This window comes from Geodermatophilus saharensis (assembly GCF_900188205.1).
Taxonomy (GTDB): Bacteria; Actinomycetota; Actinomycetes; order Mycobacteriales; family Geodermatophilaceae; genus Geodermatophilus; species Geodermatophilus saharensis.
The window spans coordinates 779,296-795,128 of record NZ_FZOH01000002.1; the positions used below are offsets into that span (position 1 = coordinate 779,296).

Genomic DNA, 15,833 nt, shown 5'->3' on the forward strand with positions numbered 1-15,833 from the left:
TCAGTGGAAAGCCAGTGGCTGCGTCGGTGTCGAGGACGATGTCGCCGCCGACTGTGTAAGCCTGATGGTCGGAGCTACCAGCGCAGTGCGGAAGGCCACGACGAGCCATACGAGCGGAGACACGACAGCAGCCGCGGCGGCGGGCGGCAGGCTCATCAGCCAGCTCATGTCATTAACTACGACTTTGAACGGGCTGGTCGGCGTGGATCGCAGGTCGCGGCCGAGGCAGTGCTGTCGAGCGGGTCATGGTGGGCTCCTCTCCCGCGACGGCGTTACCGCGAGGCACAGGCCCGCGAGCATCACAGAAGAGGCGGCGACGTAACAGATTGATACCTGGTGTTCCGCGATCCGGAGTGCGGCACTGGACAGTGGGGGAGCGGTGCCGGTGGGCTGCTGACGCAGCGAGCGGTGCGGATGATGCATGTTGCAGCGCACTACGTAGATCTGCGTATGGCCGCCCCACCGGACCCCGAGGATCGTGGACGGGTGTGCGAGCCATCCCCGCCGGTGACGTGCTCCCGGCCGACCCGCTCGCCGACGAGTTCGACCTCGACCTGCGCCTGGGCGAGTTGACGGCCACCCGTGCCGGGATTCTGGTGGACGCGCAGACGGACGGCTTCGGCTGCCTGCCCACCGGCGGGCAGGGCGCGGGCACCACGTGCAACACCCAGGACGACACGTGCGCGGGCACGTGCGCCGGCCTCGCCACCTGCCCCCCGACCGGGTGCGGCGCCACCTGCGAGAACACCTGCCCGCTCACCGCTTGCGGGGCCACCTGCGAGGACACCTGCCCGCACACCGCCTGCGGTGCCACCTGTGACACCTGCCCGTTCACCGGGTGCGGTGACACCTGCGTGGGCACCTGCGCGACCTGCGACAACTCCTGCCACCCCCCGTGCGCGACCGAGGGCATCCAGAACACCTGCAACCTCATGTTCTCCTGCGTCTGCTGAGCCCGCCGATGACCACCACCCGCACCCGCAGCGCCGCACGGCGTACGGCCGACGAGACGGCGCGCGAGGTCGCGACGCGACTGGCCGACCCGGCGATCGTCGCGGCCGCGGTTGCAGCCTCCCAGGAGCAGAGCACGCTGACGGACTTCGTCCGCTGGCGTCCGCACACCGTCGCGGGCGGCTACGCCGGAATCGCCCTGCTCTGCGGCGCGGCGGACGCGCGGTGGCCCGGCGAGGGCTTCGACCGGGCCGGCCACCACCACCTCGCCACCGCCACGGCCGCCGCGGAGGCCGCGGCGTACGTCGACTCGTCGCTGCACTCGGGGCTGGCCGGCCTCGGCTACGCCACGCACGTGCTGACCGGCGGGCGCGACCGCTACCGGCGGCTCACGGCCACGGTCGACGCCGCCCTGCTGCCACGGGCGGAGGCCGCGGCGGAGCGGCTCGAGGCCGCCCGGGGGTGCGGGGTCGGGGCGTTCGACCTGATCTCGGGCCTGAGCGGCACTGCCGTCCACCTGCTGGCGCGCCGCGCCGACCCGGCCGTCGCGCGAGCGCTGCGCCGGGTGCTCGCCGCCCTGGCGAACCTGCTCGCCGACCGCGGCGAGCCGCGCCGCTGGCACACCCCCGCGGCGCTGTCGGGCGAGTCCCTGCGCACCGCCTACCCGCACGGCAACCACAACTGCGGGCTCGCGCACGGGATTCCCGGCCCGCTCGCCCTGCTGTCGGTGGCCCTGCTCGACGACGCGGTGGACGACGATCTGGTCGAGGCCGTCGGCGGTGCCGTCGCCACGGCCGCGGGGTGGCTGGCCGCGCACCGGGTCGAGCTGCCGGAGGGTGCGGACTGGCCGAACGCCGTCGGCCTGCCCGCGCCCGACGGCACGCCGCACGAGCCGGACCCGTGCCATCCGGGTCGGGCAGCGTGGTGCTACGGGGTGGCGGGCGTGGCGCGGGCGCTGTGGCTCGCCGGTACCGCGCTCGACCACGCCGGGCTCGACCACGCCGGGCTCGACGACGTCGGGCTCGACGGGCAGGGCCACCGGGAGCTGGCACTGCGGGCCGTGCGGGCGGCGCTGGCCCGGCCGCCCGAGCAGCGCTACCTCACCAGCCCGACGGTCTGCCACGGCACCGCGGGCCTGCTGCTGGTGGCGGTCCGGTTCGCCGCGGACACGGGATGTCCGGATCTCGCGGCGTCCGTCGACGGGCTGACCGCCGATCTGCTCGGGGCGTACGAGCCCGGGTCGCTGCTCGGATTCCGCGACGTCGAGCCGGGCGGCGTGCAGGTCGACCAGCCGGCGCTGCTCGACGGCGCTCCGGGCGTCGCACTGGCGCTGATGGCCGCGGCCGGGCCGGAGCCGCCGGCCTGGGACCGGCTGTTCCTGCTGTCGTGAAGCCCATGAGGGAGGTGCAGCGGTGACCGAGATCGACACGAGGTTCGACGTCGGCCCGGAGAGCGAGGGGAGCGTCGGGGAGGACGAGTTCGACCTGGACCTGCGGCTGGGCGAGCTGGCGGGGCGGCCCGGCCACCCGATGCAGCCGTTCGGCGGTGCACCGCTCTTCGGCGCCCCCCTCGAGGACGCACAGACCGATGGCGCCGGCTGCCTGCCCACCGGTGGGAAGGGCGAGGGCGGCACGTGCGGGACCCAGAACAACACCTGTCCGGGCACGTGCGCGGGGCGCAACACCTGCCCGGCCACCGCCTGCAACACCTGTGCGGCCACGTGCGCCGGGCACAACACGTGCCCCGCGACGCAATGCGGCCAGACCTGCGGGAACACCTGCCCGCGGACGGACTGCAACACCTGCCCGCGGACCGACTGCGGCCAGACCTGCGGTGACTTCACGAACTGCGGCGGGACGTGCGCGAACACGCACTGCTTCACCTGCCGGTCGGGCTGCCAAGAGCCGTGACGGGCGGACGCACACTCTACGAACCGGTCGGCGGGATGGTGGTCCGCGCGCCGCTGCTGCCCGTGCAGCGCTACCTGGACCTGCCGGGGTCCACGCCGGCGGGAAGGGACGACCCGCTGCTCGCCCGCGCGGTCGCCGTGGCCAGCGAGGATCTCGCCGCCGCGCTCGCCCGCCCCGGGGCGCCGGACGGTCGTCGGGCCGAGGCGCTGCTGCGCTACCGGATCCGCAGCGCCACCCGGCCGACGCCGTTCGGGCTGTTCGGCGGGGTGGCGGTCGGCGGGTGGGGTCCGATCACGGACCTGCGGATCGCCGAAGCACTGCGACCGACCCGCACCCGCCCCGACATGGGCTGGCTGGTGGACGCGGTGCGCACAGTCGAGCGGGCGGCCCCCGGCCGGCTGCGGCTGCAGGCGAACACCTGCGCGTTCGAGCGCGCCGGGCGCCTGCACCTGACCGACCGCAGCGCGGGAGGTGAGGCCGGGCCGGACGTCTCGGTGCGGGCCACGCCGGTTGTCCGGCGGGTGCTGGCGCTGGCGCGCACCCCGATCACCTACGACGCGCTGGTGGCGGCGGTGCTCGCCGCGACCCCGGGAGCGCCCCGGGATCGGGTGTGCGAGCTGGTCGACGAGCTGGCCCGCCAGGACCTGCTCGTCAGCGACCTGCGCCCACCCCTGACGGCCGACCCCGTCGCACACGTGTGGGGCCGGCTCGCCGCGCTTGCGGACGTTCCCGCCGCCCGGGACGTCGCGGCGCGACTCGCCGACGCCGTCGACCGGGCGGCGCTGCTGGACACGGTGCTCGCCGACCCGGACGCGGGGTCCTTGGCCCGCAACGGCTCCTCCCCCGATCCCGTGCCGGTACTGACAGCCCTGCGGGCGCGGCTGCGCGAGGCCGACACCGACCCGGGCGCGGCGGAGCCGAGCGGGCACGCCGGGCGGGACGTCGTCCAGGTCGATTCGGCGCTCCCGCTGGCCGGACACGCCGTGACGGCCGCCGTCGCCGCCGACGCGGCCCGGGCCGTCGACCTGCTGCTGCGCCTGCACCCGTCCCCCGGCGGCCCCCCGCACCTGGCCGCCTACCGCGCGGCGTTCGCCGCCCGCTACGGCCACGACCGCAGCGTGCCGCTGCTGGAGCTGCTCGATCCGCGGTTCGGGCTCGGGCCGCCGGACGGGCACGCGTTCGGGCACGGCGTCGGGCCGGTCGACCGGGAGGCCCGGGCGCGGCGGGCGGAGCGGCTGACCGAGCTGGCGTGGGCAGGGCTGCAGTACGGCCGGGCGTCCGAGGGTGCGCCGGAGGTCGTCCTCGACGACGCCGACCTCGCGGCACTGTCGACCCGGACACCCGACCCGCAGCAGCTGCTGCCGTCACTCGAGCTCAGCGCGTTCGTGCTGGCACCGTCCGCCGCCGCGCTCGACCGCGGCGAGCACCTGCTGCTCGTCGGCCCGAACCTCGGCGCCCACGCCGCCGGCCGTGGCCTCGGGCGCTTCGCGGACCTGCTTGGCGACTCGGCAACCGGCCTGCTGAACGCGATCACGGCGGCGGAGGAAGCCCGGTGCCGGCCGGCGAACGGCGCAACGGGCATCGTCGCCGAGCTCGTCTACCTGCCACGCCAGCGGCGCGCGGCGAACGTGGCGATCCGCCCGGCGGCGCGGCGCTACGAGATCCCGGTCGGGGTCGCGCCGGGGGTACCGGCCGACCGGGTCGTCGCGGCGGACGAGCTGCGCGTGCACGTCCGGGAAGGGCGGCTGCGCCTGTGGTGGGAGCGCGGCGGGGTCGATGTGGCCGTCTCGGCCGGGCACATGCTCAACACCAACAGCGCGCCGCAGGTGTGCCGGTTCCTGCACGAGGTCGGGCTGGACGGCATCACCCCGCTGACGGGCTTCGACTGGGGACCCGCCGAGGGCCAGCCGGTGCTGCCCCGCGTGCGGTACGGGCGGATCGTGCTGCGGCCCGCGCAGTGGCGGCGGCGCCGGGCACGGGCCGCCGAGGAGCTGGCGGTGCGCGACCCGGCCGCGTTCGCCGCCGCGCTGCCGGCCTGGCGGCGGCGCCTGCGGCTGCCGCGGCGGGTGTACCTGGCCGAGGGCGACAACCGGCTGCTGCTCGACCTGGACGACCCCGCGCAGGCCGGCCTGCTGGCCGCCGACCTGCGCCGCTCGCTCGGCGGCGACCTGGTGCTGCACGAGGCGCTGCCCGGGCCGGACGACGCCTGGCTGCCCGGCCCGGGCGGCCACTACGTCAGCGAACTGGTGGTGCCGATGGTGCGGCGGGCGCCCGCCGCGGCTCGCCCCGCGACGGCGGTGGCGCCGGCGGCGGCAGTGACCCACGACGACGGCGACCGGCGACGGACGCCCGGCAGCGACTGGCTCTACCTCACCCTCACCGGACCCGCCGCCGGCCACGACGCCCTGATCACCGGGCCGGTGCGCGCGCTGGCCGACGAACTGGTGGCCCGCGGCGAGGCCCGCAGCTGGTTCTTCCTGCGCTACAACGACCCCGAGCCGCACCTGCGGTTGCGCCTGCACGGCGACCCGGCGACGCTGCTCGCCCGCGCCCTGCCGGCGGCCATGGCGACGGCGGCCGAGCTGGTCGGCTCGGGGGCGCTGCACCGCGCCGGCCTGGAGGTGTACGACCGTGAGCTGGAACGCTACGGCGGCCCGGAGGCGCTCGCGGTGGCCGAGGAGCTGTTCGCCGCCGACAGCCGGGCGGTCGCCGCGCTGCTCCCGCTGGCCCGCTCCCCGGGCGAGCGCCTGTGCCTGGCCGGGCTCGGCATCGACGACCTGCTCGACGCGCTGGGCCTGGACGCCGCGGCCCGGCTCGCCTGGTACTCCGACGCCGCCCCACCCCCGAAGGAGACCGCCGGCGCCCACCGCGAGCACGGCCCCCGCCTCCGGGACCTGCTCGACGGGCCGGGGGACGGCAGCGTTTCGGCGGCCCTGGCGGAACGCCGCGCAGCGATCGTCCCGCTCGGGGCGCGGCTGGCCGCGCTGCATGCCGCCGGGACGTGCCAGGTGTCCCTGCCGACGCTGGCCCGCAGCTTCGCCCACCTGCACGGCAACCGCTGGGGTGTCGACCCGCCGGCGGAGCGGACGCTGCTGGGCCTGCTCCGCCGCGCCCTGCACGCCCGGCTGCGGCGGCCCGCGGCCGCGCACCACTGACACAAGTCCCAGCCGGGGCGGCTCGGACGGGCTGGCACCCGCCGGCACCCGGGTAAGCGGGCTCGCACCAAGTCGTGACCTGTGCGCGGCCCGGCAACCGGGAATGTGCGCCGAGTCGGAGCGCCGCACACGGGCGGTCAGGGCGCGGCCGACGGCTGCGGCGCGGCGAGCTCGGCCTTCCAGCCCGCGGCCCGCATGAGCGCGACGAGGGCGGCCTCGTCCATCACGGGCTCCCCGGCCCGGTTCCGCGCGACGCCCAGGATCTCGACGACGACGCCGTTCGGGTTCACCCGCACGACCGCGCGGGGACTCGTGGGCAGGAGGGCGCGTTGACCCTTGTGGTTCCGCGGTGAGTACTCCGTGACCGTGTGCGCCGTCAGGCTCGGCAGATCGGTGAAGGGCCGCGTCGGGTCCTCCACGAAGACGTAGCCGATGTCGGACAGCCGGAGCGTCTCGGGCATGCGATCGCCCGGAACCCGGGCGTTCCAGCGGTTGACCTCGGTGGCCGGTTCGATGAAGGCGTCGCCGTTCCAGAGGAAGTCCCCCCACTTGTCGTGCAGCCGGCTCAGCGCCCACGCCGCGGGATCGCCCTTCTGCTGGACGAACGAGATGAGCAGCCGCTGCCCGGGCGGTGGCGCGGCCCGCGCGACCTCGCCCCGGATCGCGGCGAGGGTCTCCCTGGCCTCGTCCTGGGTGATCCGCAGCTGCCCGACCAACCGTGCCGCGTTCCCCCGCTGGTCCAGCGCGATGGTGACCGACCGGTCGGCGGAGTGGACCGTGACCGTGCGGTCCGGCTGCACCGTCCACCCGGTCACGCCCGCCTTGCCCTTCGACGGAAGCACCGCAGCGGGCTTGAGGTCCGCGACGGTGGTCGGCGTCGTGCGCCCCGGAGGCTCGTTCGCCCGCGACTCCATCGGCCGCGACGGGATCGGGACCGATGGTCCGCCGCCTGCCGGGACGGCCTGCGGGCCGAAGAGCCGGTCGAGCCGGTCGAACAGCCGGTCGAGGACGCCCGGCGCGCGGGGGGTCGGGGTGGCCGCAGGACCGGCAGTGGGGGCGGCCTCGGGTGCGGCCGCCGGGGCTCGGGGACCCGCCGCAGGTGTGCCCGTCGGCAGGTCCGGCGTGGCAGCCGGTGGGGCCGACGGCACGTCGGGGGTATCCGCCACGGACGCGGCGCGGCGCGGTGCGGCGACCTCCGCGGCCTCGATGAGGGCCGGCCGCGGCCGGCTGCCGGCACCGGGGACGCCCCGCGTCGACGGCTCGCCCTCCAGGACACCTCGCGTGATGGCGCTGAGGATGTGCCGGGAGAACCAGCTCCGCACCGGGCCAGGTGTGACGGGGCGGGGCGCGCCGGTGTCGCGGGACGGCCGGGCAGGCGCGGCATTCGTGGGCGCGGGCGCCGGCTCCGCCGCCGGTGCCGGGGTCGCCGGGCGCCCGGCCGCGGCAGGGACCGGCTCGGGCTCGGCCGCCGGCGCGCGCGGGGTCGTGGGGCGCGGCGTCCCGCCGCCGAACAAGTCGCGGATGCCGAGCATGTTCAGCGCGGTCTCCGCCCCTCCCGTCAGGCCTGCCGCCCACCGCTCGGCGTCGCTGCGGTTCAGGTCCTCGCTCGTGAGCAGGGACTCGTCCGTGACGGCCTCGTACAGCTTCCCCACCCCGGGGGCGTCGACCAGGGCCGCGGCCACGATCGACAGCGGGTTCGAGCCGGCGGCGGTTCCCTCCTCGGTGCGGTTGATCAGCGAGTTGACGAAGTTCGCGCTCAGCCCGCTGGCGGTCAGGGCCTTCATCCACAGGCCGAACTTCACCCCCGAAGCGGCCTCGACGGCGGCCGGCACGTCCTTCAGCACCCGCCCGACCGCCGCGGCCCTCGTTCCGACGAACCGCGTCCCGGCCGCCACCGGCCCGCTGCCGAGGAACCCGCCCGCGACGAACACCGTCACCCAGCCGATGGCCTCGCCGACGTTGCCGGCGGCGTCGAACCGCCGGAACGCCTCCAGCCACGAGGCTTCCTCGGCGCGCTTGGCCTTCTGGTAGACCTGCTCCCCCCAGGCGTCCCAGTCGCGCGCCGCATCCTCCGGGAACGCCGCCCACCAGGCCCGTGCGGTGGCCTCGTCGCCCCACCAGCGGCGGAAGTCCGAGGTCTGTGCCACGTCGGCGGCCAGCCGCCGGAAGAATTCCTCGCGCGACGGGAAGTCGGACCATCCGGCGCGGCGCATCGCCTCCACGAGGTCGATGTCGGCCAGCTTCTCCTCGATCGCCACCGCCGCGGTCGGGTCGTCCGCCAGCGCCAGGTCCGCCTCGGTGATGCCGTCGCGCACCAGCTGCTCTCCCTGCTCCACGAGCGCGGCCAGCTCGGCGCCGGACGGCCGGCCCGTGACGCCCCGCAGCAGGTACGCCCGGATGTGGTTCGGCAGCCGGGCGAACGCGGCGGCGGGGTCGGGCTCGACCACCACCGTCACCGAGCCGCCCAGCTGGAAGGTGGCCACGGCCTGGCGCCATTCGAAGCCGCCTCCCGACCACCGGACGAAGTCCGCGTCGGCATCCCCCACCGGCGCCCCGGCGGGCGACACCGTGTAGGAGCCGGGAGCGAACCGGTTGGTCAGCACCTGGACCGGAACCGTCGCGCCGTTGGCGAGGTAACCCGTCGCGGCACCGGTGCCGGGCTCATAAGCGACGATCCGCACGAGGGGCGAGCCCTGCGTGACCAGGCCCGTCGCGACCCGGTTCCCGACCGCCTCCTGCAGGTCCAGCAGCGGATGTCCGGCGTCGGCAGGCAGGACGACGGGGGGCCGGGCGGCCGGGGCCCGGGCGGAGGCCGCCCGGCCGGTGTCCCGCTCGGCCCGGACGGCCCTGGCCCCGTCGCTCATGGCGGTCGCCCGACCGTCAGGGTTCCCGCTGTTCCAGCCTATCTAGCCGCCGTTCCAGGCGCGCGAGGTCCGGGGGCCCGCCGAGCCCGTCCGGGGGCAACCGGCGCTCCAACCTCTTCACCCGTTGCTCCAGGTTCTCGTGTCGGAGGCGCAGCGTCTTGTGCTGGGCCTCCAGCGCCTTGACCGCCTCGAGCAGCACCGCCGTCAGCCCCGCGTAGTTCACCCCGAGGACGTCGCCGTCCGGACCCATCGGCGTCACCAGCTCCGGGAACTCCTCCTGCACGTCCTGGGCGAGCACCCCGATGCCCTGCCCCTTCTGTCCCGAGTTCGGACGCCAGCGGTAGGTGACGCCCCTCAGCGCGGCCACTCGCCGCAGCGGGGCGGTGACCGGCCGGACGTCGGTCTTGAGGCGGGCGTCCGAGAGGTTGCAGAACGACGCCGCGCACGACTGGCCGCTGACCTCCAGGCGACCCGCGATCGAGGTGATGGCCGTCGCGAAGTTCATCCGCAGGCCCCAGCCGAGACCGGCGCCGAAGAAGCCGACCTCGTCCTTGTTCGCCATCCCGACGAACGCGCGGTCGCCGCCGTCGTCCTGGTTGAACCAGATCCCCGCGGAGGCGTCGCCGCCCTGACGCACCCGCATCCGCCGAGCCACGTCCAGGCCGAGGCCCTCGCCCTGCGGGGCGATCGTCAGCAGGTCGCCGCCCGACCAGAGTCGGGCCTGCCCGTTCTGGCAGTACCAGACCCAGCGGGCGCCGGTCTTCAGGGGCGATTCCACGAAGCCCGTCGACCGGTCCGCGAAGGAGAAGCCACCCCCGCTCCCCCCGCTGTGGACCTCCTGGCCCTCGACGTGCAGCGGCCGCTGCGGCGGGCCGGTCAGGCCCACGCTGATCCTGACTCCGGTGGGGATGACCACGTCGCCGCCCGTCGGGGCGATCCTGACCTCCCCGCCCTGCGGGGCGATCCTGACCCCCGCGCCGGAGGGCGCGAGGGTGACCACGCCGCCCTGTGGGGTGATGCCGACCCCGCCGGCCAGGGGCGCGATCGTCACCCCGTCGCCCTCGGGGGCGATCCGCACGCCGCCGTTCGGCGGGACGATCGTGACGTCGCCGCCCTCCGGCCGGATCGTCACCCCGCCGTTCGGCGGGACGATCGCGACCTCGTCGCCGTCCGGAGCGATCCTCACGTCGCCGCCCGGCCTGATCGTCACGTCGCCGCCCGGCCTGATCGTCACGTCGTCGCCCCCCGCGTGAATCGACATGTTCCCGTCTTTGTCGACAAACAGCACGCTGCGGATCTCGACGCCGTCGGGCACCCTGGGGATCAGGTGGTTCAGCGCGAGGCTGCCGTCCGCCTGGGCCAGCAACTCACCGGCGGGCATCTGGTCCACCTGCGGCGATGCGCCCGACCCGCGGGGGCGGCGCAGCTCCACCCGCCCCGCCGAGACGCCCACGAGCCTGCGCACCCCCGCCGACAGGGCCGTGACGTTGCCGGTGCCGTCGAGGCTCACCCGCGCCAGCACGACCTGGTCTTGGAGACCCGGATCGGTGGGAGCGAGCAGCCGCAGCCACGGGGCGTGCACCCGCTCCGAGACCGCGGGATTGTCGCTCAGCACCTCCCGCCACGTCGCGGTCAGCACGACGTCCCCTGTGAGGCTCTCGGTCGGCACGACCAGCCCGGCGTCGCCCTCGGGCACGGCGACCGTGGGGATGTTGCGGGGGTCGTCGGGGTCGACCGTCGCGTCGAGGATCGCGAAGCCGCCGGGGGCGAGCGCGATGAGGTGGCCGGCCGGGTCCACGGCGACGCCCGGCTTCACCGTCACGCCCTGCTGCCCGGTCACCGCCGTCACGCCGAGCCCGTCCGCCACTCCGGCGACGTGCAGGACCGAGGCCCCGATCTGGCCCAGCGGGAGGAAGTAGCTCTCGGCGTCGGTGAAGCTCTCCGCGCGGCTGGTGCTGCCGCCGCGGGGACCGGGGGTGGGGCCGGTCCAGTTCCAGTACTCGGTGCGCTTGAGCGGCAGGCTGGTCACGGCCGGACTCCTCGATTCGTTCGGTGGCTGTTCGGTTCGGGTTGATGGGGTCGGTTCCGGTGGGGCGACCCTCGGGCCCTCTTCAGTTGCGTTCGGTGGCGACGATCGGGTCCCAGTGCGTGTGCGCCGGTTTCTCCCGGTCGACGATCGCAGCGACGTCGCCGACAATCCTGCGCATCACCGCCTCCTGCTCGGCCGGTGTGCCCGGCAACCGGGACACGGTGAAGTGGACGACCACGTTGAACCGGTGCGGGCGGACGCGCGGCGGGGACGTGGCGAACTGGGGCAGGTCCGGGTGGCCGGGGTCGCAGACGGCGAGCCGGCCGCCGGCCGCGACCATCCCGGTCGGGTACACGAACGACCCGGGCTCGGTGACCCGGCGCACCACGAGGGGGTCCGCTGAAAGATCGACTCGGTAGAGCCCGGCCGGCTGGGCGACGGGGAGCACGAAGGGGTCGTCGAGGTCCTTGGGCGACAGGGGCTTGAGTCCCGCGTCGAGCACGTGGAGCTGGCCGCCCGCCCCCAGCGCGAGCCCGGTCGGCGCGACGAGCGGGTTCGCGGCCCGGTCGTCCGCCGGCAGCAGCACCGTCTCCCGCCACGGCGACGGCTGCCGGTCGACCCGGACCAGGTTGCCGGCGAGCTGCGCCGCACCGGTGGGTGCCTGCTCGCGGCCGTCGCCGATGATCAGCTTCCCGTCCGGCAGCACGAGCAGCGACAGCCCGTGGACGACCTCGGTCAGCACCGTCGGGGTGATGGTCCCCGATGCGGGGTTCACGGCGAGGATCCGCGGCGGTTTGGCGCTGCCCAGCCCGCCGCCGCGGTCCAGGACGAGCAGGTCCTCGTTCCGGTCGACGGTCATCGGTACCGGCTGGAAGGGCTCGCGGGCGACGTCCAGGGTCGCCACCGTGATGACGGCGGTGTCGAGGAACGGGTCGGGGACGGCCGACAGCTTGCCGGTGCTGTCGAGGACGTAGAGCGTCTCGGGACGGCCGGCCCGCGGCGGGGCGACGGCCACGGCGACGGCCTCGGTGTTCGCCGTCAGGAGGTTCGGCTGCAGCGGGCGCGGCGTCGGCGGCCTCCCGGCGAGGTCGTACGCGCCCGTGGCGCTGATCCGCCACAACCGCCTGCGCACCGCGGCCGGTGCGGGGGTGCCGGCGTCGCCGAGGAAGAGGCTCCCGTCCGCGCCGGCGGCGATGCAGGTCGGCCGGGCCAGGCCCTCGGCGCGCACCTCGGTGCCGACGACCACCGGGCCCTGGGTCACCAGGGCCGCGACGGGCACCGGCCCGGTGGGTGCCGTGTCGACGGTCAGCACGGCGGTGCCGTCGTCCAGGGCGATGCGCGGGCGGGTGGCGCCCGTGGCGTAGAGCTCGAGGTAGCGGTTCAGACCGGCCCGCAGCCCGCGCAGGCGGTGAATGCCGGCGATCTCCGCGGTGGCCTTGCGCCGCTGGTACTCGTCCCACAGGTCCTCGCCCTGCAGGGTCGGGAACTGCAGCGCCACCCAGCCGGCCAGCCACCGCAGGAAGTCCGCGTCCGCCCTCGCCTCGGTCTTCCACGGGTCGAACAGCAGCGGCACCCGCGCGATCTCGTCCGTGAGCGCCCCGTACCCACGCACCTGGCCGTCCGCGGTGACGCGCGTGACGGCGGCGTCGTCGTCGATTCCGGTGAGGATCTTCTCGAAGATCCTCAGCATGCCGCCCAGGCTGAAGCCGGGGCCGCGCGGGTCGTCCGGGTCGCGGGGCTCGTCGCGCCACAGCACGGGCGGTAGGTGCTGCAGCCAGCTGCTGGTGGCGCTCACGCTCGGCCTCGCTGCGCTCGGCCGGCCCGGAGGGGTTCAACCCGGTGGGCGGGCGCTGTGTTGGATGATTCGCTCGCAAGCTCGCTCATGTCCGCTCCCCCCGCGTCAGATCGCGTCCGCGTGCTTGACGTCGTGCAGGGCCGGGTCCGGCGCGCACACCAGCTCGTAGTCGGCGACCTGCACTGTGGCGCCGAAGTCCGACAGCGGGAACGGCCGCTCGAGGTCCGCGTTGAAGTTCGTCGGGGTGCCCCCCGGGTTGAGCGGGGGCAGGTGGTAGAGCGGGACGCCTGGCCTGATCCCGAGCGTGGCGATGAACCCGATGTCGTCGGGGGGCATGATCGCCCGGAACAGGTCCGAGCTGAAGACGTGCTGGCCCACCTGCCAGCCCTGCCCCGCGGGCCCGCCCTGGGTCGGGTGCAGGAACGCGGTGATCCGCTCCCGGATGCGAGCCTTCACCTTCTCCGGGTCGACGCCCGCGCTGCGCGCCTGGGGCCAGATCCGCACCGTCACCTGGACGAGCACCGGCAGGTAGCGTGGCCCGACCACGTCCAGGTGCGCGGTGAGGTCGCGGCGCCGGTCGAGGTGGGCTGCCACCTCGCGCAGCAGGTCCGGACCCGGATCGGGCCGGGCCACGTCCTGGCGGGGGACGATCACCACGGTGACGTTGCCGGGCGCGCGGCGGATCCCGGCGTAGGTCCACGGGTCGCCCGGCCGCCACGCCGGGACGGGCGCGCCGCCGTTCGGGTTCGGCACGTTCGGTCCCTGCACCACCTGCAAGCGGGGGGTGAGGCACCGGCTGGCGAACACCTCGTTGCTGGCCTCGCGCGCGAGGAACTCGTAGTCCTCGGCGGTGACGGCGCGATCGCGGATCTTCAGCTGGTCCGGCGCCCGCCGCATCGTCTCCTCGATCGGCTCCTCGTCCGCGCCGTCGCGCCCCGGGCCGGGATTCGTCACCGCTGCGACCCCGGTCACGATGCTGCTCAGCACGCGGACCCGGTCCGCGGTGACGTTGCCCGCGGCCCCCGCGCCCACGTAGCGGTAGGTCAGCGCCCGGACCTGGCTCCCGGCCGGGGGAATCGAGCCGTGACCGGAGCCGGCGCGCTCGTCGAAGTTGCCGAACGTCACCTCTCCCGTGACGGGGTTGAGGCGGTAGACGCGCCCCGACCCGGACGGCAGGTCGTCGACCGCCGCCCAGGTCTCCCACGGCGCCGGGTCGCCCGGGCCGACCTGGACGACCAGGTGGCCGTAGGGGTCGTCGAGGTTCCCCCCGCGGTGCAGCGGCCGGTTCGCCAGCGCGAAGGTCTGGAACGGCGCCCCGCTGCTCTCGCCGAGCAGCTCGGGGGCGCGGACGGTCAGCGCGGTGCGGGCGAGCGCGGCGTTGAACAGCACCCGGTCCACGCCCACGACCTGCGCGGTCGCCACGGTGTTGGTCAGGCGCACCCCGATCCAGCGCAGCGGCCGGGTCACGACCGCCCGCGGGTCGTTCGGGGTCACGGTCCAGGTGGTGGCTGGCGGGCCGCCCGACGGCGGGGCCGTTGCTCGCTGCTCCGCCCAGTCGGCAGGCGGCGCGAGCAGCACGGTGCCGTCCTGGCGCAGCCCCGCCGTGTCGTCGGTCGCGCCGGGGACGGCCGGCCAGGCGAGCGGCTGGTCCGTACCGCGGGAGGAGACCCACGCGACCGTGACCGGCGCCGCGCCGCCCGGGGTGGCCGGACCGAGGAGCGGCGGGAACAGCCGCAGCCGCAGCCGCAGCGTGTCCGTGGTGGGCGCGTCGAACCCGAGGCAGAGCTGCGCGATGCCGTTGGGCGGCAGCGTCACCGTCAGCGTGCTCGCCGGCGGCCCGACCACCGCGGTGGTCACGTCGTCGTAGCGGGGCTGCGGGCTCGCGGGCGTGACGAGCACGGCGGCGACGAGGTTGGTCGGCAGCACGTCGACGGCCTCGTCGGTCTCGAACACCACCGGCCGCTCGCCCTCCCGGGCGTCGGTCTGGGCCTGCGTGCCCGCGGGCACGGTGATCGTGCGGGTGGCGCTGAAGGTCAGGTGGGTGTGCGCGGGGTTCGGCGGGTCGCGGGTGATGCCGAGCAGGTTCAGGAACGCGACGTAGTTCCTGTCCGGCACCCGGTTCAGCCGGTAGATCACGCCCTCGGCCAGCCACGCGAAGAGCTCGATCAGCGCGACGCCGATGTCGCTGGGGTTGTGGTCGGTCCACGCCGGGGCGTAGCGCGGGATCAGCGCGTGCATCTGGTCGACGAGGTCCTGCCACGTACGGTCGTCCAGGTCGGGCGGGACGATGCGCCCGCGCGCGGAGGTGTAGGCCAGGCGACCGCCGGGGTTGGGTGCGGGTCCGGTCATCGGGGTCGCTCCAGGGCGAACGGGTGGACCAGCGTGCGGACGTCCTGGGTCGCCCGCAGCCGGTAGGTGATGTGGATCAGCAGCAGTTCGGAGCCGCGCTCGTCGCGGGTGTTCTCGACGTCGACGGCCACCAGCTCGATGCGCGGCTCGAAGCGCCCCAGCGCCTCCTCGACGTGGTAGCGGGCGAGGTTGGCCGTGGAGGTGTTGTTCGGCGCGAAAGCGAGGCTGCCGAGATTGCTGCCGAAGCGGGGGCGCATGACCCGCTCCCCGTGCTGCGTGCCGAGGATGATCCGGATCGACTCCTCGACCTTGGCCACGCCCGCCGACTGCCCGAGCCCGGCGAGCCCGACCTGGACCGGGAGGGCCAGGCCCCGGCCGTAGTACTCGACACTCATCACACTCCCCCTCAGGACGCCTGGAGCTTGGTCAGGGGCGCCTTCCAGGCGAGCGCGGTCTGCGGCGTGCCCGAGACGGTGCCATCGGTCGTGCCGGAGAGCGTCTCGAGCAGCACCGGCTGGTTACCGACCTTGAGCTTGGTCGCGAAGCCCGCGGCCGCCGTCGCCGTTGTGCACGGCTTCGTGCTGGTATTGGGGTCGGCCACCGTGCCGCAGTCGCCGACCGTCGCCCCCGAGATGCCGAGCACCACCGGGTTGTCGCCGACCTTGAGCTTGGCGGTGCTGGTCAGCTCCACCTTCCCGAGCTTGGGCGGCAGGACGTGCCCGCACGAGACCGTGCTCGCCCTGGTCACCACGCTTGCCATCGGCAGCCACCCCTCTCCTC

Annotated in this window: 10 protein-coding genes; 4 read left to right on the forward strand and 6 right to left on the reverse strand. The window is 75.3% G+C overall.

The genetic code is table 11. The features are described 5' to 3' along the window. Positions 1–488 precede the first annotated feature (488 nt). The 4 genes from CHC04_RS07935 to CHC04_RS07950 are packed head-to-tail and all read left to right on the forward strand — an operon-like array spanning position 489 to position 6,016. Positions 489–953, forward strand: coding sequence for a hypothetical protein (locus tag CHC04_RS07935; RefSeq protein ID WP_089403280.1), 465 nt, complete (start codon positions 489–491; stop codon positions 951–953). Between the two features lie 8 nt (positions 954–961). After that, complete coding sequence (locus CHC04_RS07940) at positions 962–2,341, forward strand: lanthionine synthetase C family protein (RefSeq protein WP_089403281.1); 1,380 nt, start codon at positions 962–964, stop codon at positions 2,339–2,341. Between the two features lie 22 nt (positions 2,342–2,363). Beyond that, positions 2,364–2,861: a hypothetical protein gene (locus tag CHC04_RS07945; protein WP_089403282.1), complete on the forward strand. Its 498-nt coding sequence runs from the start codon at positions 2,364–2,366 to the stop codon at positions 2,859–2,861. A 35-nt stretch (positions 2,862–2,896) separates the two neighbouring features. After that, entirely contained in the window at positions 2,897–6,016 is a 3,120-nt protein-coding gene (locus CHC04_RS07950) for a lantibiotic dehydratase (protein WP_089403283.1), read from the forward strand. 137 nt (positions 6,017–6,153) lie between these two features. Here CHC04_RS07950 and CHC04_RS07955 read toward each other — a convergent pair whose 3' ends face one another. From CHC04_RS07955 to CHC04_RS07980, 6 genes are all read right to left on the reverse strand, one after another. Then, entirely contained in the window at positions 6,154–8,880 is a 2,727-nt protein-coding gene (locus CHC04_RS07955; RefSeq protein WP_176449870.1) for a hypothetical protein, read from the reverse strand. A 16-nt stretch (positions 8,881–8,896) separates the two neighbouring features. Then, a complete protein-coding gene (locus tag CHC04_RS07960; protein ID WP_089403285.1) occupies positions 8,897–10,909 on the reverse strand; it encodes a tail fiber domain-containing protein in 2,013 nt (670 codons plus the stop codon). An 82-nt stretch (positions 10,910–10,991) separates the two neighbouring features. After that, positions 10,992–12,704: a phage tail protein gene (locus CHC04_RS07965; RefSeq protein WP_089403286.1), complete on the reverse strand. Its 1,713-nt coding sequence runs from the start codon at positions 12,702–12,704 to the stop codon at positions 10,992–10,994. A gap of 105 nt (positions 12,705–12,809) precedes the next feature. Further along, the gene (locus CHC04_RS07970; protein ID WP_089403287.1) at positions 12,810–15,053 is read right to left on the reverse strand and encodes a putative baseplate assembly protein; all 2,244 of its coding nucleotides are present in this window, start codon (positions 15,051–15,053) and stop codon (positions 12,810–12,812) included. After that, the gene (locus CHC04_RS07975) at positions 15,050–15,448 is read right to left on the reverse strand and encodes a GPW/gp25 family protein (RefSeq protein ID WP_089403288.1); all 399 of its coding nucleotides are present in this window, start codon (positions 15,446–15,448) and stop codon (positions 15,050–15,052) included. The genes CHC04_RS07970 and CHC04_RS07975 overlap by 4 nt, the downstream gene beginning before the upstream one ends. 11 nt (positions 15,449–15,459) lie before the next feature. Beyond that, positions 15,460–15,744 carry a hypothetical protein gene (locus CHC04_RS07980; RefSeq protein WP_141233724.1) on the reverse strand — a complete coding sequence of 95 codons (285 nt, stop codon included), beginning with the start codon at positions 15,742–15,744 and terminating at the stop codon, positions 15,460–15,462. Between the last annotated feature and the right edge of the window lie 89 nt (positions 15,745–15,833).